The organism is Burkholderia pyrrocinia, assembly GCF_003330765.1.
In the GTDB taxonomy this organism is placed as follows: domain Bacteria; phylum Pseudomonadota; class Gammaproteobacteria; order Burkholderiales; family Burkholderiaceae; genus Burkholderia; species Burkholderia pyrrocinia_B.
Genome location: NZ_CP024904.1, coordinates 178498 through 198974 on the forward strand (window position 1 = coordinate 178498; position 20477 = coordinate 198974).

Consider the following 20477-nt stretch of genomic DNA (forward strand, 5'->3'; position numbering starts at 1 on the left):
ATGAAATCCGCCTACCTCGTATTCGTGCGCCGCGCGGCGCTCGCCGTACCGCTCGCCTTCGCGCTTGCCGGCTGCATGTCGTCGACCCCGGTGTGGGACACCCGCTTCGGCGAGTCGGTCCGCGCCGTGATGCAGGCCCAGATCATCGATCCGCATGCCGCCGAACACGCGGCGTCGCCGGCGGTGGTCGACGGCGGCGCGGCCACGGCCGCGCTCGACAACTACGACAAGTCGTTCAAGCAGATCCAGCCGCCAGCCAATGCGTTTGTGATCGGCATCGGCAAGGCCAGCCAGTAACGACGGCACGCTCAGGGAGAACGCCATGACCAGCGCAGTTCGTTATCCGAAAGTCACGCGTCGAGGCCTGCATCGCCAGCGCGGCGCCGTCGCGATCATCGTCGGTCTCGCACTGGCGGTGATGATCGGGTTCGTCGGCCTCGCGCTGGATCTCGGCAAGCTGTACGTCACGCGCAGCGAACTGCAGAACAGCGCCGATGCGTGCGCGCTGTCGGCTGCGCGTGACCTGACCACGGCCATCAGCCTGTCCGTCGCCGAGGCGAACGGCATCGCCGCCGGCCACCTGAATTTCGTGTTCTTTCAGAACAAGTCGGTGCAGATGCTGACGAATTCGAACGTCACGTTCAGCGATTCGCTGACCAATCCGTTCCTGCCGAAGAACTCGGTCACGACGCCGGCGAACATGAAGTACGTGCAGTGCACCGCGACGTTGAGCAACATCGCGCACTGGTTCATCGAGGTGCTGAACGTGCTGCCGGGCACCCAGCTCGCGAACGCGGCGGAAGTATCGGCGAGCGCGATCGCGACGGTCGGCGGCGGGCAGACGACCTGCGCGATTCCGGTGTTCGTGTGCCGCGCGACGGGTGCGCCGTCCTACAACGTCGGCGACTGGCTCACGTCGCCGTCCGGTTCGTCCTACGGGCCCGGCAACTTTGGCTGGGCGGCGCTCGACGGCTCGACGAACGAACCGACCATCTCGAGCGAGCTGTCGGGCAACACCTGCAATATCAAGAGCCCGCCGGACCTCGGCAGCACCGGCCTGAAGTCGGCGTCGCTGCGGGCATGGAATACGCGCTTCGGCATCTATACGAACGGCGCGAACGGCTCGAGCGGCCAGCCCGACTTCACCGGCTACGCGTATGTCGGCCCGAACTACGGGCCGCCCGGAACGGCGGGCATCAAGGGCGACGCGTACACGCAGTTCGTGACCGACCGCACGACCTACAAGCCCTACCAGGGCGACGGCACACCGCCGTCGGGCAGCGGGATCTCCACCAACGGCACCGTGACGGCGAGCAACTACCAGACCAACGGCGGCGATCGCCGCGTCGCGCTCGCGCCGGAGGGCGACTGCTCGACGCTGAACGGGAGCAGCGGCAAGGTGCACGTCACGCAATGGGATTGCGTGCTGATGCTCGATCCCTTGCCGTTCAGCCCCGGCAGCGGCGGGGTCATAGCCCACCTCGAATACCTCGGCTCGTCCGTATCCGGCAACAATCCGTGCGCGACGCACGGCTTGCCCGGCAGCGGCAGCGCGTCCGGGGTCCAGGTGCCGATGCTCGTTCAATAGGGAGAGGCGATCATGAAAAGGCCCCCGTTTCGCCGTTCGCGCACCCGTGGTGTCGCTGCCGTCGAGTTCGCGCTCGTGCTGATGCCGATGATCGTGCTGGCGACCGGCGTGGCCGAGTTCGGCCGCGCGATCTACCAGTACGAGACGCTGACCAAGGCGACGCGCGACGCGGCACGCTACCTGTCGGTCTGGCTGCCGACCGACAGCGCGTATCCGGTGTCGGCTGCGCAGTGTCTCGTCGTCTACGGCAGCACGACGTGCGGCGCGTCCGGCACCGAGCTGGTGCCGGGGCTCACGACCTCGATGGTGACCATCTGCGACGCGCAGCATACGACCGGTTGCAGCGACGCGTCCGACCCGGCTCAGTTCGCGAACCTGCCGACCTACGACGCGAACAACAACGCGGCGAGCGGCACGGCGACGGGCAGCATCAACGTCGTCGAAGTGAAGATCACGGGCTACACGTACCAGCCGATCCCGGCGTACCCGGGGCTGACGTCGATCACGTTCGGCAACATCGTCACCGTGATGAGGCAAGTGTCATGAACGCGCGCCATTTCCCCCCGTCGCGCCGTCGCGCCCAACGCGGCTCGACGATCGTCGAGTTCGCGCTCATCGCGTCGATCCTGATCATGCTGCTGATCGGCATCTTCGAATTTGGCCGCGTGCTGTTCTACTGGAACACCGCGAGCGAGGCCGTGCGCCTCGGCGCGCGCACGGCGGTGGTTTGCGACGTGAATGCCGCCGGCGTCGCGAAGCGGGTGACGAAGCTGCTGCCGCTGCTGTCGACCGCGAACGTGTCGGTGAATTACTCGCCGGCGAGTTGCGATGTGAACACGTGTTCGTTCGTGACCGTGAGCGTGACGAACGTCACGGTCAAGACGATGATCCCGTTCGTGAACGTCACGCTGACGATGCCACCGTTCACGACGACGCTGCCGCGCGAGAGCCTGAGCTCCGCGACCGGCGGCACCGCTTGCAATTAATTGAACAGACGAGGCACACGAAATGATCAATATCCTCGTAGCTTCCGACGATACCGCGCGGCTCACGCAGATCGCGCGCCTCGTGGCCGACTGCGGACGCTATCGCGCGACGCGTGCGACCGGACGCCCGTCACAGATCGAACACCGCAGCGACGGACTCGACGCGTTCGACATCCTGCTGGTCGACGGCACGTCGCTCGACCCGTCGGAGCTGTCGGCGATCGAGCGGATCTGCCGTGCTCACGCCAGCCTGACCTGCATCCTCGTGACGGCGGACGCGTCGCCGCACGTGCTGCTGGACGCGATGCGCGCGGGTGCACGCGACGTGCTGCAGTGGCCGCTCGATCCGCAGGCGCTCGGCAACGCGCTCGGGCGTGCCGCCGCGCAAAGCACGCGGCGCGACACCGACGATACGCGGATCGTGTCGTTCATGTCGTGCAAGGGCGGGGCCGGCACGAGCCTGGTCGCCAGCAACGTCGCGTTCGAGATCGCCGAGGGCTTCAAGCGCCGCGTACTGCTGATCGACCTGAACCAGCAGTTCGCCGACGCGGCGTTCCTCGTCAGCGACGAAACCCCGCCGTCGACGCTGCCGCAGCTTTGCGCGCAGATCGAGCGGCTCGACAGCGCGTTTCTCGACGCGAGCGTCGCGCACGTGACGGAGAACTTCCACGTGCTCGCCGGCGCCGGCGACCCGGTCAAGGCCGCCGAGATGCGCGAGGACGCGCTCGAATGGATCCTGGGCGTCGCCGCGCCGCGCTACGACTTCGTGATCTTCGACGTCGGCGTCTGCATCAATCCGCTGTCGATGGTTGCGCTGGATCGCAGCGACCAGATCCAGCTCGTGCTGCAGCCCACGATGCCGCACGTGCGCGCCGGCCGCCGGTTGCTGGAGATCCTCGTGTCGCTCGGCTACTCGACCGACCAGATGCGACTCGTCGTGAATCGCGCGACGCGCGCGAGCGACCGCACCCGCACCGCGCTCGAGGAAGTGCTCGGCTTGCACGCGGCGTGCACGATTCCCGACGACGCCGACACCGTGCTCGAAGCGATCAACCAGGGGCATCCGGTATCGCGGCTCGCGCGCAGCACGGCGGTCGTGCGCGCGCTGCAGGGTTGCGCGAAACAACTCGTCGACGGGGAAGTGCGCGCGGGGCACGGTGCGGCGCGCAGCGAGCCGCTGATGTCCAGGCTTTTCGGCCGCAAGGCCACGCCGAAGCTCAAGTCCATGTAATTCTTTCGGGGAAACCATCATGTCATTGCGCGAACAGATGTCCTTGCACCGGGCGCAGCCGCTGGCGGCGGGCAGCGAACCGGCCGGCCCGGCGCATTCGTCGGTACGCGACGCATACCAGAAGCTGCGCCGCGAAATTCACCTCGCCGTGCTCGAGCGCGTCGAACTGGAGCGCCTGTCGCGGCTGCCGCAGGAGCAGGTCCGGCAGGAAATCTCCGCGCTGATCGCACGCATCCTCGACGACGAACGGACGCCGGCGAACGACATCGAGCGGCGGCAGCTCGCGATCGACGTGTACGACGAGATGTTCGGCTTCGGCCCGCTCGACGCGTTGCTGCGCGACCCCGGCATCTCCGACATCCTCGTGAACACGTACCGGCAGGTCTATGTCGAGCGCTGCGGCCAGCTCGAACTGACTGACGTGACGTTCTACGACGACGCGCACCTGATGAAGGTGATCGAGAAGATCGTGTCGCGCGTCGGGCGCCGCATCGACGAATCGAGCCCGATGGTCGATGCGCGGCTGCCGGACGGTTCGCGCGTGAACGCGATCATCCCGCCGTCGGCGATCGACGGGCCGCTGATGTCGATTCGTCGCTTCGCGGTCAACCCGCTGATGATGGACGACCTCGTGCGCTACCACAGCCTGACGCCGCCGATGGCCGAGCTGCTCGATGCGCTGTCGCGCGCGAAGGTGAACGTGCTCGTGTCGGGCGGCACGGGCAGCGGCAAGACGACGCTGCTCAACATCCTGTCCGGCTTCATTCCGCGCAACGAGCGGATCGTGACGATCGAGGACGCCGCCGAGCTGCAGCTCCAGCAGCCGCACGTGCTTCGGCTCGAAACGCGCCCGCCGAACATCGAGGGCAAGGGCGAGATCACGCAGCGCACGCTCGTGCGCAACGCGCTGCGGATGCGGCCGGACCGGATCATCCTCGGCGAAGTGCGCGGTGCCGAAGCGCTCGACATGCTCAACGCGATGAACACCGGCCACGAAGGCTCGCTCGCGACGATCCACGCGAATACGCCGCGCGACGCGCTGACGCGGCTCGAGAACATGATCAGCGTGTCCGGCCTGTCGCTGCCGCCGAAGACGATGCGCCAGCAGATCGCATCGGCGATCTCGGTAGTCGTACAGGCGGCGCGGCTGACGGACGGCAAGCGCAAGATCGTCAGCATCCAGGAGCTGACCGGGATGGAAGGCGACATCATCAACATGCAGGAGATCTTCACGTTCAAGCGCACGGGCGTGGACCGCGACGGCACGGTACGCGGCCACTTCTGCGCGACCGGCGTGCGGCCGAAGTTCGTCGAGCGGCTGCAGGCATTCGGCATCAACCTGCCGGATTCGCTCTACGACCCGTCTCAGCGCTACGAGACGGACTGACGGCCCGTCGCCGCTTGTGAACCGGGGAGGCTTCATGAACACGATCTTTTACGGTTTTGTGATTCTCACCTTCGTCGCGGTCGTGCTCGCGATCGAAGGCGCCTATCAATGGTGGAACGCGCGGCACGGCAGCGCCGCGCGCCGGATCGAATCGCGCATTCGCTCGATGTCGGCCGGCGGCAACGTGCAGCAGGAGCGGCTGTCGATCCTGAAGAAGCGAATGCTCGACGATTCGAAGCCGTTCGACCGCCTGCTGCTGCGCATGCCGCGCGTGCATGCGCTCGATCTCGTGATCCAGCAATCCGGCCTCGACTGGACGCTGCCGAAGCTGATCGTGCTCAGCGCGGTGTTCGCGGCGCTCACGTGGCTCGCACTGAGCTTCGCGACGTTGCCGCAACTGGCCGCGCTGCCGGTCGCGATGTTTGCCGCATGCGTGCCGATGATGTACGTGATGCGCCGCCGCGGGCGCCGCATGCTCAAGCTCGAGCGGCAATTGCCGGACATCTGCGACATGATCGCGCGCGCGCTGCGTTCCGGTCATTCGTTCACGGGCACGCTCGGGATGGTCGGCGACGAGTTTCCCGATCCGATGGGCGGCGAGTTCCGGATCACGTTCGACGAGGTCAACTACGGCGTGTCGCTGCACGACGCGCTGATGAACCTCGCGACGCGCGTGCCGGTGCAGGACCTGCGCTATTTCGTGATCGCGGTGCTGATCCAGCGCGAGACGGGCGGTAACCTGGCCGAGCTGCTCGACAGCATCGCCGGGCTGATCCGCGAGCGCTTCAAGCTGTTCGACAAGGTGCGCGTGCTGTCGGCGGAAGGGCGGATGTCGGCGTGGATTCTCGGGCTGCTGCCGTTCGGCACCGCCGCGGTGATGGCGCTGGTTAACCGCGAGTTCCTGTCCGTGCTCTGGGAGGATCCGGCAGGGATCAGGATGGTCGGCACGATGCTGGTGTCGATGCTCTTCGGCCTGTTCTGGATCCGCCGTATTGTCCGGATTCGCGTCTGACGCGCGAAACGAATAACAAACCGTTGCGAGGTTGTCATGCAAAACCTGAGCGTGGTCCATGCCGTGATGCTGGGCGGCTTGTTCCTCTTCGTGGCCGGCGGGGTGCTCGTCGCGATGCTGCTGTTCGCGCCGCGCAGCATCCAGCGCCGGCTCCAGCAGGCCGGCGGGGCCGGTGCGGGCACGGGTGTCGTCGCGGGCGCCGGCGACGGCGACGACATGACGTCGCGCTGGGTCGCGAAGCTGGTGGAGCTGTCCGCCCCGATCTCGAAGCTGTCGGTGCCGACGGACGGCTGGGAGAATTCGCCACTGCGCATCCGGCTCATGAATGCCGGATGGCGCAACCAGAGCGCGGCCGCGCTGTATTTCACCGCGAAGACGGTGCTCGCGCTCGCGTTGCCGTGCGTGGCGCTGCTGGTGCTGATCACGACTCGGCTCGGCGACGAGCGCGCGCTGCTGTCGGTGATCCTTGTGGCGCTCGCCGGGATCGGCTACTACATACCGAACATCGTGCTGTCGCAGCGGGTCAAGGTGCGCCAGCAGAAGATCTTCGAGGATTTTCCGGACGCGCTCGATCTGCTGACGGTATGCGTCGAAGCGGGGCTGGGGCTCGACGCGGCGCTGATGAAGGTGAGCGAGGAACTGCGATTTCGCAGCGAGGTGGTCGCGAGCGAACTCGACCTGCTGCTGCTCGAGATGCGCTCCGGCTTCACGAAGGAGAAGGCGCTGCGCAATCTCGCGTTGCGGACCGGCGTCGAGGACATCGAGTCGTTCTGCGCGATGCTGATCCAGGCCGATCGCTTCGGCACGAGCATCAGCGAATCGCTGCGCGTGCTGTCGGATATGCTGCGCACGCGGCGGCGGATGCGCGCGGAGGAGCGTGCGGCGAAGATCGCGCTGAAGCTGCTGTTCCCGCTGATCTTCTGCATCTTTCCCGCGCTGATGATGGTGCTGCTCGGGCCGGCGATGATTCACGTCTATCGTGTGCTGCTGCCGACGTTCGTCAGCGTCGCGCCGTGAGCGGCGGGCAGGCGCTACTTCGAGCGCATCGATAAAAGATTTGCGTGCCGGCCCCGACACACCCGCCGGCCGGCACGGCAACAGGCTTCATGGAGACTCTCTCCCCAGGCGGCGCCGCGAGACAGGTTGACCATAGCGGCGTCAAGGCAACCTGGACCCATGGTCGGCCATGGAACAAGCCGTAGTCCACCGCCCTGATCGGCTGCCCCCTACTGCTTACCTTGAAGACCGCCCGCGGCAGCGAGGCGGTCGCGAGCGAACCCGGCCTGCCGGTCGGGCCGGCGCTCATCCACTACTGTCGCGTGTGGCTGCCGACGTTCGCCGGCATCGCGCCGCGAGTGGCGGCCGCAGCAGTGGCACCGGATCGTACGGGTGATCGCGATGACCGGCCTGACCGTGTTCCTGGTTCCTGATCTACCAGTGGATCGATCGCAAGGCATCGCGACCTGAAAGCAAACTGGAAGCTCGTGGTGAATACCACGGTTCGGTCACGTTGTCCGCGAGGCGGAGGACACGTCCGATCATGTCCGATCCGCTCGAATGTTTCATTCCTGGCGGCAATCGCATCGATACCTTGAGTTTCATCATCCGCCGCGCTACATTGCCGCTCGCAGAATTCCGTACGGACACCTGCGCACCCTGTAACGCGTACGTAAGGAACCCCGATGGGGCAACAGGCGGAAGGCAACGACGACATTCCCGACGGCCCGGCCGGCCGTGACGCACTCGCGCCGGTCGCAGGGGCCGCCGCGTTGCTGGTCGCCGCGCTCGGCACGCTGAGCGCCGTCGACATCCTGCCAGTCGACCTGCGCTGGTGCGCACCGCTCGCAAGCGCATGGTGCAACGTGCTCGTCGTCGCGATCGGCGTGCTGCTCGCCGACCGCGCGCGCCGCCACCCGCCGGACGGATCGGCTGCCGGCCTGCTCACCGACTGGTTGAGCAGTGCGTTCCGCCGCAAGCAGGCGCCGGCGCCTCCCGACAACCCGTGGCCGGCGATTGTCGCTGCGATCGACTGGCGGCCGTGGGCCGTCACGGCAAGCGCCGCGCTCTCCGTCGCGATTGCCGCGCTCGCATGGCAGCCACCGTCGCCCGCCACGCTGATCCGCGCGATGGCTGCCCCCGAACCCACGCTCGCGGCCGGCGCGGCATGCATCGTCCTCGCCTTTCTCACGCTCGTCACCGAACGCCATCATGCGGCGGCCGCATGCGGTTCGGCGGTATCCGCATCGCTCACGCGGGCGCTGCGCGTGGCGCTCGTCACCGCGCTTACGGGCGCCCTGGCCGCGGCATGGTTCGCATTCCGGCACCGCGCGGCAGACGGGCTCGTGCATGCCGTTGCGCTGCTCAACGCCGTCGTAGCCGCCGAACTGGCCATCCGCGGCGTGCTGTCGTGGTTTGCGGCGCGACGCGGCGCCGTCGTGCCGACCAGCGCGATCGCCGGCCTGCTGAGCCGTCGCCCGTCGCCGTTCGCGTCGCTCGGCGCCGAACTGCGCGATCGTTACGGCATCGACCTGCGGCAAAGTTGGGGCTGGCGCAGTTTCGTGCGGCTGCTGCCCGGCGCGCTCGGCGCCACCATCGCCTGCGCGTGGCTGCTCACCGCCGTCGTCGTACTGAACCCGGAGCAGCGCGCGGTCTATGAACGTTTCGGCGCGCCGGTCGCGGTCTGGCAGCCCGGCCTGCACGTCGGCCTGCCCTTGCCGTTCGGCCGTGCGCGCATCGTCGACAACGGCGCCGTGCACCAGGTCGCGATCGCGGGCAGCGCGAACGACGGCAGCGCCGACACGCCTGCCGCGCTTGCGGACGGCCCGACGCCCGAACGCCTCAACCGCCTGTGGGATGCGCCGCATCCGTGGGAAACCACGCAGGTGATCGCCGGCGCGAACGGCGACCGCCAGAACTTCCAGATCGTCAACGCCGATGTGCGGGTCGACTACCGTCTCGGCCCGACCGATGCCGACGCCCGTGCGGCGCTCTATCGCACGATCGATCCGGAAAGCACGGTGCGCGTGAGCGCCAATCGCGAACTGGTCCACTACCTCGCGTCGCATACGCTCGAATCGCTGCTCGAGACGAATCAGGCTGCGATGGCCGACCATCTGAAGCGCGCGATCCAGCAACAGCTCGACCGGCTGCAGAGCGGCGTCGACGTGATCGCGGTCGTGATCGAGAGCGTGCACCCGCCGACGGGCGCGGCGGCCGCCTTTCACGACGTACAGGCCGCGCAGATCCGCGCACAGGGCAGCGTCGCGCAGGCGCGCGGATTCGCGGCCGGCCTGCTCGGCAACACGCAGCAGCAGGCGTTCGCACGGGTCGCGCAGGCCGAAGCGCAAGCGGGCGATACGTTGTCGTCGGCGCGCGTGCAGCGGATCGATTTCGACGCCGATCTGGTTGCTTACCGGCTCGGCGGCCCCGCGTTTCCGTTCGAGTATTACCTCGACCGACTGCAACGCGGCCTGCGCAATGCACGCATGACGATCATCGACGACCGGCTTGCCGACGGCACGCGGGCGACCGTCGACCTTCGCAATACTCCCGCCGGCGATCTGGCCGGCATCCATTGACATGTCGCGGCGATTTCCGCGCGGGCGGCGCAAGTCGGCGGCAGGCCGTGCCGCCGCACCGCACGCGTGCGACGCCGCACCCGGGGTGACATCGTGAGTCTGTTTCATTCGCACGCGCATGATCATGCGCACCACGGCCATGGCCACGACCACCACGCGCATCGCGGCGCACCGCAACCACCCGGCGCGTTCCGCCTGCGCGTCGCCGTCGCGCTGCTGTGCGTGCTCGTCGCGCTCGCGGTCGCGAGCTTCGTGCAGGTGCGCGCCGGCGAGGCATCGGTGATCACGCGCTTCGGGCGTCCCGTGCGCGTGCTGCTCGAACCCGGGCTGGCGTGGCGCCTGCCTGCGCCGATCGATGCGGTGACACCCGTCGACCTGCGCCTGCATACGACGTCGAGCGGTCTGCAGGACGTCGGCACCCGTGACGGACTGCGCATCATCGTCGAGGCCTACGTCGCGTGGCGCGTGCCGGCCGATGCGCACGACATCGGGCGTTTCATGCGGGCAGTCGGCAACGAACCGGACGAAGCGGCACGGCAGATCCGCTCGCTCGTCGGTTCCGTGCTGCAGACGACGTCCGCCGGGTACGACCTCGCGTCGCTCGTGAACACCGATCCGGCACAGGTGAAGATCGGCGAATTCGAGGACACGCTGCGCCGGCAGATCGACGCGCAGCTCTATGCGGCCTATGGTGTGCGCGTTGCCCAGGTCGGGCTCGAGCGGCTCACGCTGCCGGCCGTCACGCTCGCCGCGACCGTCGACCGGATGAGCGCGGAGCGCGAGACCGTGGCCGCGCAGCGCACCGCGGACGGCAATCGCGAGGCCGCGCAGATCCGCTCCGACGCCGAGCGCGACGCCCGCATCGCGCTCGCCGATGCGAACGTGAAAGCGGCCGACATCGAAGCGCAATCGCGCAAGGACGCGGCCGATATCTACGGCAAGAGCTATGCGGGCAACCCGCATCTGTACACGATGCTGCGTTCGCTCGACACGCTGAACTCGGTGGTCGGCACCAATACGAACCTGATCCTGCGCACCGATGCCGCGCCGTTCCGCGTACTCGTGCAGGGTCCGGCCGACGCGTCGGGCCCGGCCGCGCCGGCGCCCAAAGCGCACAAGGCCGCACGATGAGCGTCCAGTCTGCAGCGCCGCTCGGGCCCGGCGCCCAGGCCGTGCGCCTGTCGTTCTGGTTCGTCGCCGCGCTCGCGGTGCTCGCCGCATGCGCGTGGGCCGGCTCGAACATCCGGCGGATTCCGGCGGACAGCCGCGCAGTCGTGATGCGCTTCGGCGCGCTTGTGCGCACGCAGGACGCCGGGCTCGTGATCGCGTGGCCGCGACCGTTCGAGTCGGTCTTGCTCGTGCCGGGCACCGCACGTGTGCTCGAGCAGAAGATCCGCTCGCTCGACCGCGATCCGCGGGCGCTCGTGCCGTCCGCGTCGGGCGGCGCGCGGCTGCCCGACGCGCTCGCCGGTTCCGGCTACGTGCTGACAGGCGACGGCGGCGCCGTCGCGTTGAGCGCGGTCCTCTACTACCGGGTCAGCGATCCGTACGCGTATGTGCTGCAGCAGGACCGTCTCGACGCGGCGCTCGAGCGGATCGTGTCCGCGTCGGCCGTCGAGGTCGCGGCGACCCGCGATCTCGACGCGATCCTGGTCGCACGCCCCGAACAGTTGGCCGCCGACCGGCAGATGGCCGCACGTCGCGAACGGCTGCGCGGCGATCTCGCCGACGCGATCGCGCGGCACCTACGCGCGCTCGACGCGGCGCACGCGGGGCTCGGCATCGAAGTCGCGCGCGTCGACGTGCAGCCCGCGTTTCCCGGCGCGGCAGCCGATGCATTCAACTCGGTGCTGACGTCGCTGCAGCTCGCCGAGCGGACCATTGCCGAAGCCCGTACCGCCGCCGAACAGCGGCGGCAGGACGCGCAGCAGGACGCCGACCGGATCGTCCAGGATGCACAGGCACGCGCGACCGAACGCGTCGCGACCGCGCAGACCGACACGCTGGAAATCCGGCAGCTCGACGCGACGCTGCGCGAGAACGGCGATCCGGGGCTGCTGGCGCGGCTTTATCGCGATCGCGTGCAGCGCGTCCTGTCGAAAGCAGGGCGCGTGACGACGATCGATCCGCACGACACCTCGAACCTGATCCTGCCCGGGAGCGCCCGATGAATCTGCTCGCCGAACCGGCCGCGCGGTCGGACCCCGTGCCCGCCGCGACGGTGTACGCGCTATCCACCGACGAACGTCGCACGATCACGCGGCAGATCGCGCTGGCGCTGCTCGCGGGCGGGTTGCTCGTGCTGTCGTTTGCGTGGCGGACGCTGTCGGCCGGCGGCGAAACGCTCGCGCAAATGCTTGCTGCGCTCGCATCGCTGATCGTCGCGGGGCCCGTCTTTGCGAGCGCGTGGCACAGCCTGCGCGCGCCGAGCCTGCACGGCGTGACCGATCGCCTGATCGCGCTCGCAATGCTTGCCGCGTGGGCGATCGGCGACATGACGACGGCCGCATTGCTGCCGATCGTGATGACGTTCGGGCACGCGCTCGAAGAGCGCAGTGTGCTCGGCTCGCAGGAAGCGATCCGCGCGCTCGGCCGGCTGACGGCCGGCCGGGTGCGCCGCATCGGCGCAGACGGCAGCGTTGCCGAAGTCGCTTACGACGCGCTCCGCGTGGGCGACCGGATCGAAGTGGTGGCCGGCGCGCGCATTCCGGTCGACGGCGTCGTGTATGCCGGCACGTCGAGCGTCGACAACGGACCGATCACGGGCGAATCCGTGCCGCTCGACGTCGACGAAGGCAGCGTCGTTTATGGCGGTGCGCTGAATCTCGACGGCGTGCTGCGCATCGAGGTCACCCACACCGGCAAGGATTCGACGCTCGGCAAGATCATCGCGCTGATGCAGCACGCGGAACAGGCGAAGCCGCCCGTCACGCAGGTGCTCGAGCGGCACATGGGCGCCTATCTCGCGCTGGTCCTGCTGATCGCGGCGATCGTCTGGTTCACGTCCGCGAGCGCGTCGGCGATGCTCGCGGTCATCGTGGCCGCATGCCCGTGCGCGCTGGTGCTCGCCGCGCCGTCCACGGCCATCGCCGGGATCGCGGTCGGCGCGCGGCACGGCATCCTGTTTCGCAACGCCGCCTTCCTCGACAAGATAGCCGAGGTCGACTCGCTCGTGATCGACAAGACGGGCACGCTCACCCGCGGGGAATTGCAGGTCCGGCAGGTGTGGCTGCAGCCCGGCGTCGACGGTGTGCAGGCGCGCGCGCTGGCCGCCCGGCTCGGCGAAAGCAGCGCGCATCCGGCGAGCCGCGCGCTCGTCCGCGATGCCGCCGCGTCCGGCCTCGCGGGCGCAGCCGTTGCGCCGTTCGAGCGGACCCGGGAATTGCGCGGGCTCGGCGTCGTCGCCGACACACCGGACGGCACGGCGGTACTGGGCCGGCCCGCGCTGCTTGCCGATCATGCCAGTGCGTTGCCGCCGCCTCCCGACGGTTTCGACGGGCCGCTCGTCGGCCTCGCGCTCGACGGGCGGCTGCTCGCGTGGTTCGGTTTTGCCGACACGCTGCGGCCCGACGCGCATGATGCGCTCGCCGAGCTGCGTGCGCTGGGCCTCGCGCGGCAGACGCTGCTGACGGGCGACCTCGAGCCCGTCGCACGCAAGGTCGCGGCCGAGACCGGCATCGAGCGGGTGGTCGCGCAGGCGCTGCCGCACGACAAGCTCGACTACGTGATGCGCGAGATTGGCGCCGGCCTGCATCCGCTCGTCGTCGGCGACGGGCTGAACGACGTGCTGGCGATCAAGGCCGGCTCGACCAGCATTGCGATGGGCGACCACGGCGTGGACATCGCGATCGCGTCGGCCGACGTCGTCCTGCTTGGCGACGACCTGCGGCGGATTCCGACCTGCATCCGCCTCGGCCGGCACTGCCGGCGCACGGCGACGACCAATGCGGCGATCGGGCTCGCGTGGACGCTCGCGGTGATCGCGCTGGCCGCGACCGGCGTGCTCGGCGCGGTGTGGGCCGCGATCCTGCACAACGTCGGCACGTTCATCGTGATTGCCAACGCCGGCCGGCTGCTGCGGATCGACGAGCCGGCGCGCGCCGCATGAACGAATAGACGATCGAAGGGCTGGTGCAGGGCGGCAGGCTGTCGCCGTTGCAGCATCAGCGCGTCACGGCCGCCCTTCGCTCGGCACTTCCGCCGCCTTGCTGAGCTCGCCCATGATGATCTGCGCGATCACGTTGGCCGGCGCGCGTCCATCGGGCGCGGCAGCCGTGTTCGTCCACGTGACGATCGTCGTTTTCGTGACCGGGTCGTAGCCCATGAAGGTATTGAAACCCGGTATCTCGCCCGTGTGTCCGTAGAACGTGCCGAATTTGGCCAGGCCCATGCAGTAGCTCGGCGACATCGGGTCGGACGGATTGAGCGGCGTGCAACTGGCGAGTCGTTGCGCCTGCAGGTTGGCGTTCAGGTAGCCGCCACCGACCATCCGCTGCACGTACGCGGCCAACTCCGTCACGGTCGAAATGCCTGAGCCGGCCGTCCATGCCCACGACGTGTTGACACCGGTCACGTTCGTCGGTTGCAGCGTGCCGTTTTTCGCGGCCGCCTGGCGTTCGGGCGATAGTGCGTCGCTATCGGTCGTCTCGGCATTGGTGCCCCATTGATAGCCCTGCGGAGCCGGCGCCGGCAGCGACGTATTGTTCTGCGGCGGAAGAAACGTGTTGGTCAGGCCGAGCGGCGCAAAAAGACGCGCGTTCATCGCATCGGCCGCGCTCATGCCGGTGAGTTGCTCGATGATGAGCCCGAGCAGCACCGTGTTCGTGTTCGAGTAGCGAAAATCCGTACCCGGCGCGAAATAGACCGGCTGGTTGTCCGCGATGTCCAGCAATTCCGCCGTGGTCCATACCTTGTCCGGCTGCGCATCGAGCGTCTGGTTGAACGCGAGATTGGTCGAGTAGTTGTAGAGGCCGCTGCGCATGGTCAGCAACTGCTCGATCGTGATCGAATTGCCGTTGGGCACGTTCGCGATGAACTTGCCGACGGTGTCGCCGAGGCTCAGCCGGCCTTCCTGGACGAGCTGCAGAATCACCGTGCCGGTCCATGTCTTCGTCACGCTGCCGACGCGAAAGTGTGCGTTCGTCGGGATCGGCGTATTCGACCCTCGCACGGCCGTGCCGAACGATTCGAGCCAGTTGCCCTGCGGCGATTGCACGAAGACGACCGCGCCGGGCGTCATCGTGTCCGCGAGCAACGCGTTGATCTGCGGGCGCGCCGCGTTCGCGTAGGCGGGCACGCTGGAAGTCGGCGAATTGTCGCCGCCACACGCGGACACGGTGACGCCGATCACCACGGCCGGTGCGACGGCAACGATGCCATGCACCAGCCGCTTCGCCGCGTTCGACAAAAACCGGGAGCTTGCTGAAGTAGCCATCGCGCATTCCCTTCCTGTTCGTGACGTGCTGCTCTCCTTGCTTCTCCAGAACTATAGGACAGGCGCGCCTGTGCCGGCGGCGCGCCTTTTATTCGTCTTGGGATAACGATCCGGTGCGCTCATTCGATCGCGAGCATCACTGGAAGTGATGCACATAGCGCAGCACCATCCGCGTCCCCTGCGGGCGGTTGCGCGTAAAGGTCTCGAAGTACGCGTTGAACAGCAGGTGATCGTGCGGCGAGAAGCTGACCATGGCACCCGGGCCGATCGCGAACACGGCCTCGCGCGTGCCCGGCACGTCCTGCCCGTTCTCCTTCATGTCGGTGGTCTGGCGCAGCCAGTAGCCGTTGAGCCCCAGCCGCAGGCCGGGGCGCACTTCGTACTCGGTCGCGAAATTGGCATGGATCGCCTGGCCGGCCTGGGTCGACGTCACGTCGGGGCCGAGCGACGTGGCCGGCTGATGGTTGGTCGCGTTCCACAGATAGTGCAGCCGCCATGACACGGTCCATTTGGGCGTCAGCCACAGCGTCGCCGCCCAGTACGGATCGAACGACCAGACATGACTGCCCGGGTTGATCGCGCGCGACGGATCGTACGCGCCGGTCGGTGCGATGAACTGGAATTCCACGCGCTGCGCGAAGCGCGGGCCCTGCGCACCCATCACCGGGTCGAACTGGATGAACGGGCCGATCAGCAGGTCGCCGAAACCGGCGCGCGCATTCAGCGCGACGTTGCCGATGCCGTCGTCGGACCGCGCGGACGCGATCCACGGCAGGATCACGTCGAGGCCCGGATGCATCCCGGCGAACGTCAGCGGCGACTGGTAGACGAGCTGGCTCAGCCCCGCGAACAGATCGATGTCCTGCTTCGGCAGGCCGACCTTGTTGCCGGCATTGTCGTTGACGCGGCCGGCCGTGTAGTACTGGAAGTACTGCGTACCGTACCAGCCGGAGCCGGCCGGCGGCATCCCGTCGAGGAAACTGGTCATGCCGAGGTTGACCGACGGCAGATCGGTCGCGTTGGCCGGCGCGTGACCGGTCATGCCGGCGATCGCGAGGCCTGCGACGACGAGCAGGCGAGAGCCGAATTTCATGTTCACCATCTCCTGTGTATTTATTCGTATAGCTAATTAAACGGTGCGTAAAAGATCGGGATGATCGGCGATCGCACGATACTGGCCGGCATGGAACACGAGCGGCGCCTTGCCGAACGCATCGAACTGCTCGATCTGGCCGATGAAGAGCAGGTGGTCGCCGCCTTCGTAATGACCGATATTGCGGCACACGAAGCACGCGCTCGCGCCGTCGAGGCAGGGCACGCCACCGGTATCGGCATCCACGTGAAGCACGCCGTCGAACTTGTCGGCGCTGGGCGTCGCGAAGCGGCGTGACAGGTCGATCTGGTCGTGCGCGAGGATGTTGATCGCGAAGTGGGTGGCCGCGACGAAATCGGGGCGGCTCGGCGCGACCTTCCGGAGGCTCCACAGCACGAGCGGCGGATCCAGCGACAGCGACGAGAACGAATTGGCCGTGAGGCCCACCTTGCGCCCGTCGGCCGCGCACGTGGTGATCACGGTGACGCCGGTCGGGAACTGCCCGAATACGGCGCGCAATTGCATCGGGTCGATGGCCGGACTGCCGGTAACGGTGGTTTCCATGTCGGTCACTCCGAACGTGCGCTGTGTTCGCGGATCAGCGCCGCGCAGGCCGACGGCTCGAACCACCACGGCGAGAACCGGCGCGGGTCGTCGAAGCCGTCGACGATCGCCGCGGCGAGCGAAGGCAACTGGCCGGCCGCGCCGAGCAGTTCGAGGATGTGCGGCGGCGGCGGCGTGAGCAGCGAGTTGGTCCAGCGCACGACATGCTGCGCGTAGGCCCAGTAGCCTTCGAACGTCTGCTGCATCCAGTCTTCGCCGAACGGCGCGGCCTCGCGCGCGACGATCGCGTCGAAATACGCGTGCGCGCATTTCGCGGCGTTGTTCGATCCCTGGCCGGTGATCGGATCGTTGACCACCACGGCGTCGGCCATCCCGAACACCGTGCGGCCCGACGGCAGCCGGAAGAACGGCTTGCGCACCGTCGGCGCGAAGCGCCCGGACAGCGTGCCGTTCGGATCGGTGAGCTCGACGTCGCGGCAGCGTTCGAATTCCCACGGCACGTAGTGCTGCAGGAACGACAGGCTCCGGTCGAGATGCTGTTCGGGTGTCTTCACGTCGGTCCAGCAGTCGAGCGGCCCGCCCGGAATGCCCTCGAACACCATGATTTCGCACGGGCCTGTCGTGGTCAGCGCGGGGAACACGAAGTACTCGCCGATGCCGGGCAGCAGGTTGAAGCGCACGCGCGAATACGGCTGGCTCGGCGTCATCCCTTTCACGTAGGTGAGGGCGAGCGCGCGTTGCGGGCGGTCGAACGCGCTGCGCGCGTCGTCACGGCCGAGCAGGTTGACGATTTCGCCTTTGCCGGCCGCGAGCAATACGAGGTCGTGGCTGCGCGCCAGTTCCTCGAGTTCGGGCACGCCGACGTCGCCAATGCGCACGTCCGCGCCGCGACGCCGGACGCCATCGAGCCAGTCGGCCATCTTCACGCGCTGGTCGACGGACTGCGCATAGCGGGTCAGCCGCGACGACCAGTCGATCGCCTTGCGGCCGTTGCCGTCCGGATGCGGCACCGCGATGCCGATGCCTTCGACGGACGGGCAGGCTTCCTCCCACGTGTTCAGGCCGAGATCGCGCTCGATCTGCAGCGCGGTATGGAACATGCATTGGCTCGACATGACCTTGCCCGAGCGGATCTGCTCGGCGTCGCGGTTGGTCGCGAGCGTGACGTGGTAACCCTGGTCGAGCAGGGCGAAGGCGAGTTGCAGGCCGGACTGGCCGGCGCCGACGATAGCGATGCGTCTCATGGGAATGTCCTTGGGTGGCCGGATTCCGGCCGAAATGGTTGCAGGGAGCGGTGGCGAAGCGCGGTCACTCGGCCAGGCGTGGAATGGCCGGCACCGCCTGCTCCGGGCCCATCGCGGAATAACCGCCGTCCACCGCGTAGTCGGCGCCCGTCACGAAGCTCGCCGCGTCGCTGCACAGGAACGTCACGACCTGAGCGACCTCCGACGGATCGCCGACACGGCCGAGCAGGTGAAACGGCGCGGCGACGCGATCGGTCTTCGCGCGGTCGCCGCGCGTCATCTCGTCCATCACGCGCGACCACGTCCACCCCGGCGACACCGAGTTGACGCGAATCCGATCGGGCGCGAGATCCATCGCCATGCTGCGCGTGAGCTGGCGGATCGCCGCCTTGGACGTCGGATACAGCCAGCGGCCGGTTTGCGCGCACCGGGCCGAGATCGAACTGAAGTTCACGATCGCGCCGCCGCCGCGCCGCGCCATGTGCGGGTGAACGGCCTTCGCCAGCATCGCCGCCGACACGACGTTGACGTCCATCGCGGCGAGCCAGTCGTTGCGGGTCGCGTGGATGCCGTTGTCGACGTAGCTGCACGCGAGGTTGACGAGTACGTCGATCGCGCCGAACCGTTCGGCGATGGCCGATACCGCATGCTCGATCGCGCGGTCGTCGGTGATGTCGATCGCGACGAACATCGCGCGTTCGCCCAGCGAATCGGCGACGCGTGCGCCGTTCTCCGCATCGAGATCGAGTATCGCGACGCACGCGCCGGCGCGGCTCAGGTCCTGCGCGACCGCGGCGCCGATCAGCGTGGCGCCGCCGGTGACGATCGCGACTTTGCCAGCAAGGGCTGTCATGGGGTATCTCCCGGAATCGATGGGTGAGGGAAGGGCGGCATCAACGCGCACCCGGCGCCGGCTCGCTGTCCTGCCAGCGGCGCATCAGGCGGTTCGACGGCACGGTCTCGTCGAGCAGCTTGCGGGCCGTTTCGGCGCCCGCGACCGGCAGGCCGGCCGGGTCGAGCAGGCCGATCTGCACGAGCACGCTCGCCTGATCCCAGTAGATGTGTTCGTGATAGAGCTTGTCGCCGCGAAACTTGACGATCGCGACGAGCGGGATCTCGACCCGCTTGCCGGTCGGCGCGACGCCGGGCAGCATCCAGTCGATCTCGGTGGTGTGCGTGAAGCGGAACAGCAGCTCGTCGACGATCTGGCTCGCGCCGATCGTGCGCGAGATCGGCGTGATCGTGGTGTCGGGCGGATTCGCATGCACGAAGTGATGCGTGTAGAAACGCTTGAGCTCGTCGTAGCCGACGCCGCCCGTCAGTGTCGGAATATGGTTGACGTATGGCTCGGCGACCATCGTGGCCATCGTCGCGTCGACGTTGCGCGTGTCGAATTCGTGCTTGAGATGCGCTTCCCACAGCGCGGAGAGGTCGTAGTGCGGGCCGAGCGCACCGCGGAAGGCGGCGATCGCGCGCTGATGGGCCATGGTCGCGGCAGCCTTGTCGAAATGATCGCCGCCGATGCGGGCGAACGCGTGATCGACACCCGGATAGACATACACTTCGACGCCTTCGCGCCCGCCCAGCGCTGCGGCGATGCGCTGCTGCGCGTCGGGCGGGCAGAAGCGGTCTTGCCCGGCAATCTGCAGCACGAGCCGCCCGCGCAGTTGCGCAGCCTCGTCCAGTGCATGCTCGATGCCCACGCCGTAATAGCTGACCGCCGCGGCCACGCCCGGCAGCCGGCACGCGGCGAGATACGCGAGCTTGCCGCCGAGGCAGTAGCCGAGCACGCCGGCCGCGCCCGTGCATTCCGGCCGTTGCGTGAGCACGCTCAGCGCGGCGCCGATGTCCTCGACGCCCTTGTTTTCGTCGTACTCGCGGTACAGGGCCATCGCGCGCTCGACATCGGCCGCGGCGTGGCCGAGCTCGATGCCGGGAGACTGGCGCCAGAACAGGTCGGGCACGAGCACCGTATAGCCTTCCTCCGCGAAGTAGTCGGCCGTTTCCCGCATGGTCGCGTTCGCGCCGAAGATCTCGTGACACAGCACGATGCCCGGCCCCGTGCCGCCGGCCGGCGTGCTCAGGTATGCGCAAAACGTCCCGCCGTCCGGCGACGGAATCTCGATGTGACGTCCTTTCATGTGTCCCTCCATGCTGTTGGTGTTCGTGACGGGCCCAGTATTGGCGGACGAAACGCGCGTTTCTATCCGCTTTCTTCGGCCGGTATCCGAGAATTCCGGAAACCTGACGATCCGGCCGCCGCGCCTGGACGCGCGCGCGGTCGACTGCGGGTATGTGCGGATGCGGAAGTCCCGCACAGTTTTCTACGATGCGCGAACGGTCCGCTTCTTGCGTCGTTT

18 protein-coding genes are annotated in these 20477 nt (G+C 68.0%); 12 read left to right on the top strand and 6 right to left on the bottom strand.

Going from position 1 to position 20477, the window contains the following annotated elements:
- The 12 genes from CUJ89_RS33910 to CUJ89_RS33965 all read left to right on the top strand — a co-directional run bounded on the left by CUJ89_RS33910 (position 1) and on the right by CUJ89_RS33965 (position 13890).
- Entirely contained in the window at positions 1-297 is a 297-nt protein-coding gene (locus CUJ89_RS33910) for a hypothetical protein (RefSeq protein ID WP_114181834.1), read from the top strand.
- A gap of 25 nt (positions 298-322) precedes the next feature.
- On the top strand, positions 323-1588 hold the full coding sequence (locus tag CUJ89_RS33915; RefSeq protein WP_114181835.1) for a pilus assembly protein TadG-related protein: 1266 nt from the start codon (positions 323-325) through the stop codon (positions 1586-1588).
- Between the two features lie 12 nt (positions 1589-1600).
- Positions 1601-2134, top strand: coding sequence for a TadE/TadG family type IV pilus assembly protein (locus CUJ89_RS33920; protein WP_114181836.1), 534 nt, complete (start codon positions 1601-1603; stop codon positions 2132-2134).
- Entirely contained in the window at positions 2131-2574 is a 444-nt protein-coding gene (locus tag CUJ89_RS33925; protein WP_114181837.1) for a TadE/TadG family type IV pilus assembly protein, read from the top strand. The genes CUJ89_RS33920 and CUJ89_RS33925 overlap by 4 nt, the downstream gene beginning before the upstream one ends.
- Before the next feature lie 22 nt (positions 2575-2596).
- Positions 2597-3805, top strand: coding sequence for an AAA family ATPase (locus CUJ89_RS33930; protein ID WP_114181838.1), 1209 nt, complete (start codon positions 2597-2599; stop codon positions 3803-3805).
- Positions 3806-3824: 19 nt separating this feature from the next.
- The gene (locus CUJ89_RS33935; protein WP_114181839.1) at positions 3825-5192 is read left to right on the top strand and encodes a CpaF family protein; all 1368 of its coding nucleotides are present in this window, start codon (positions 3825-3827) and stop codon (positions 5190-5192) included.
- A 34-nt stretch (positions 5193-5226) separates the two neighbouring features.
- The gene (locus CUJ89_RS33940) at positions 5227-6204 is read left to right on the top strand and encodes a type II secretion system F family protein (protein ID WP_114181840.1); all 978 of its coding nucleotides are present in this window, start codon (positions 5227-5229) and stop codon (positions 6202-6204) included.
- A gap of 36 nt (positions 6205-6240) precedes the next feature.
- Positions 6241-7221: a type II secretion system F family protein gene (locus CUJ89_RS33945; protein ID WP_114181841.1), complete on the top strand. Its 981-nt coding sequence runs from the start codon at positions 6241-6243 to the stop codon at positions 7219-7221.
- A gap of 665 nt (positions 7222-7886) precedes the next feature.
- Positions 7887-9782: a protease modulator HflK gene (hflK, locus tag CUJ89_RS33950; protein ID WP_114181842.1), complete on the top strand. Its 1896-nt coding sequence runs from the start codon at positions 7887-7889 to the stop codon at positions 9780-9782.
- A gap of 93 nt (positions 9783-9875) precedes the next feature.
- Positions 9876-10913 carry a protease modulator HflC gene (gene hflC, locus CUJ89_RS33955; protein WP_114181843.1) on the top strand — a complete coding sequence of 346 codons (1038 nt, stop codon included), beginning with the start codon at positions 9876-9878 and terminating at the stop codon, positions 10911-10913.
- Positions 10910-11953: a protease modulator HflK gene (gene hflK / locus CUJ89_RS33960; RefSeq protein WP_114181844.1), complete on the top strand. Its 1044-nt coding sequence runs from the start codon at positions 10910-10912 to the stop codon at positions 11951-11953. The genes hflC and hflK (CUJ89_RS33960) overlap by 4 nt, the downstream gene beginning before the upstream one ends.
- Positions 11950-13890 carry a heavy metal translocating P-type ATPase gene (locus CUJ89_RS33965; protein ID WP_114181845.1) on the top strand — a complete coding sequence of 647 codons (1941 nt, stop codon included), beginning with the start codon at positions 11950-11952 and terminating at the stop codon, positions 13888-13890. The genes hflK (CUJ89_RS33960) and CUJ89_RS33965 overlap by 4 nt, the downstream gene beginning before the upstream one ends.
- Positions 13891-13953: 63 nt before the next feature.
- On the opposite strand, the gene CUJ89_RS33970 is transcribed toward CUJ89_RS33965, so the two are convergent.
- From CUJ89_RS33970 to CUJ89_RS33995, 6 genes are all read right to left on the bottom strand, one after another.
- The gene (locus tag CUJ89_RS33970) at positions 13954-15216 is read right to left on the bottom strand and encodes a serine hydrolase domain-containing protein (protein WP_114181846.1); all 1263 of its coding nucleotides are present in this window, start codon (positions 15214-15216) and stop codon (positions 13954-13956) included.
- Positions 15217-15352: 136 nt separating this feature from the next.
- On the bottom strand, positions 15353-16309 hold the full coding sequence (locus CUJ89_RS33975; protein WP_114182444.1) for a transporter: 957 nt from the start codon (positions 16307-16309) through the stop codon (positions 15353-15355).
- A 36-nt stretch (positions 16310-16345) separates the two neighbouring features.
- Positions 16346-16873: a flavin reductase family protein gene (locus CUJ89_RS33980; RefSeq protein ID WP_114181847.1), complete on the bottom strand. Its 528-nt coding sequence runs from the start codon at positions 16871-16873 to the stop codon at positions 16346-16348.
- 5 nt (positions 16874-16878) lie between these two features.
- Positions 16879-18117 carry a styrene monooxygenase/indole monooxygenase family protein gene (locus CUJ89_RS33985; protein ID WP_114181848.1) on the bottom strand — a complete coding sequence of 413 codons (1239 nt, stop codon included), beginning with the start codon at positions 18115-18117 and terminating at the stop codon, positions 16879-16881.
- Positions 18118-18181: 64 nt separating this feature from the next.
- Positions 18182-18970, bottom strand: coding sequence for an SDR family oxidoreductase (locus CUJ89_RS33990; RefSeq protein WP_114181849.1), 789 nt, complete (start codon positions 18968-18970; stop codon positions 18182-18184).
- Between the two features lie 40 nt (positions 18971-19010).
- Positions 19011-20258, bottom strand: coding sequence for a dienelactone hydrolase family protein (locus tag CUJ89_RS33995; RefSeq protein WP_114181850.1), 1248 nt, complete (start codon positions 20256-20258; stop codon positions 19011-19013).
- Positions 20259-20477 lie beyond the last annotated feature (219 nt).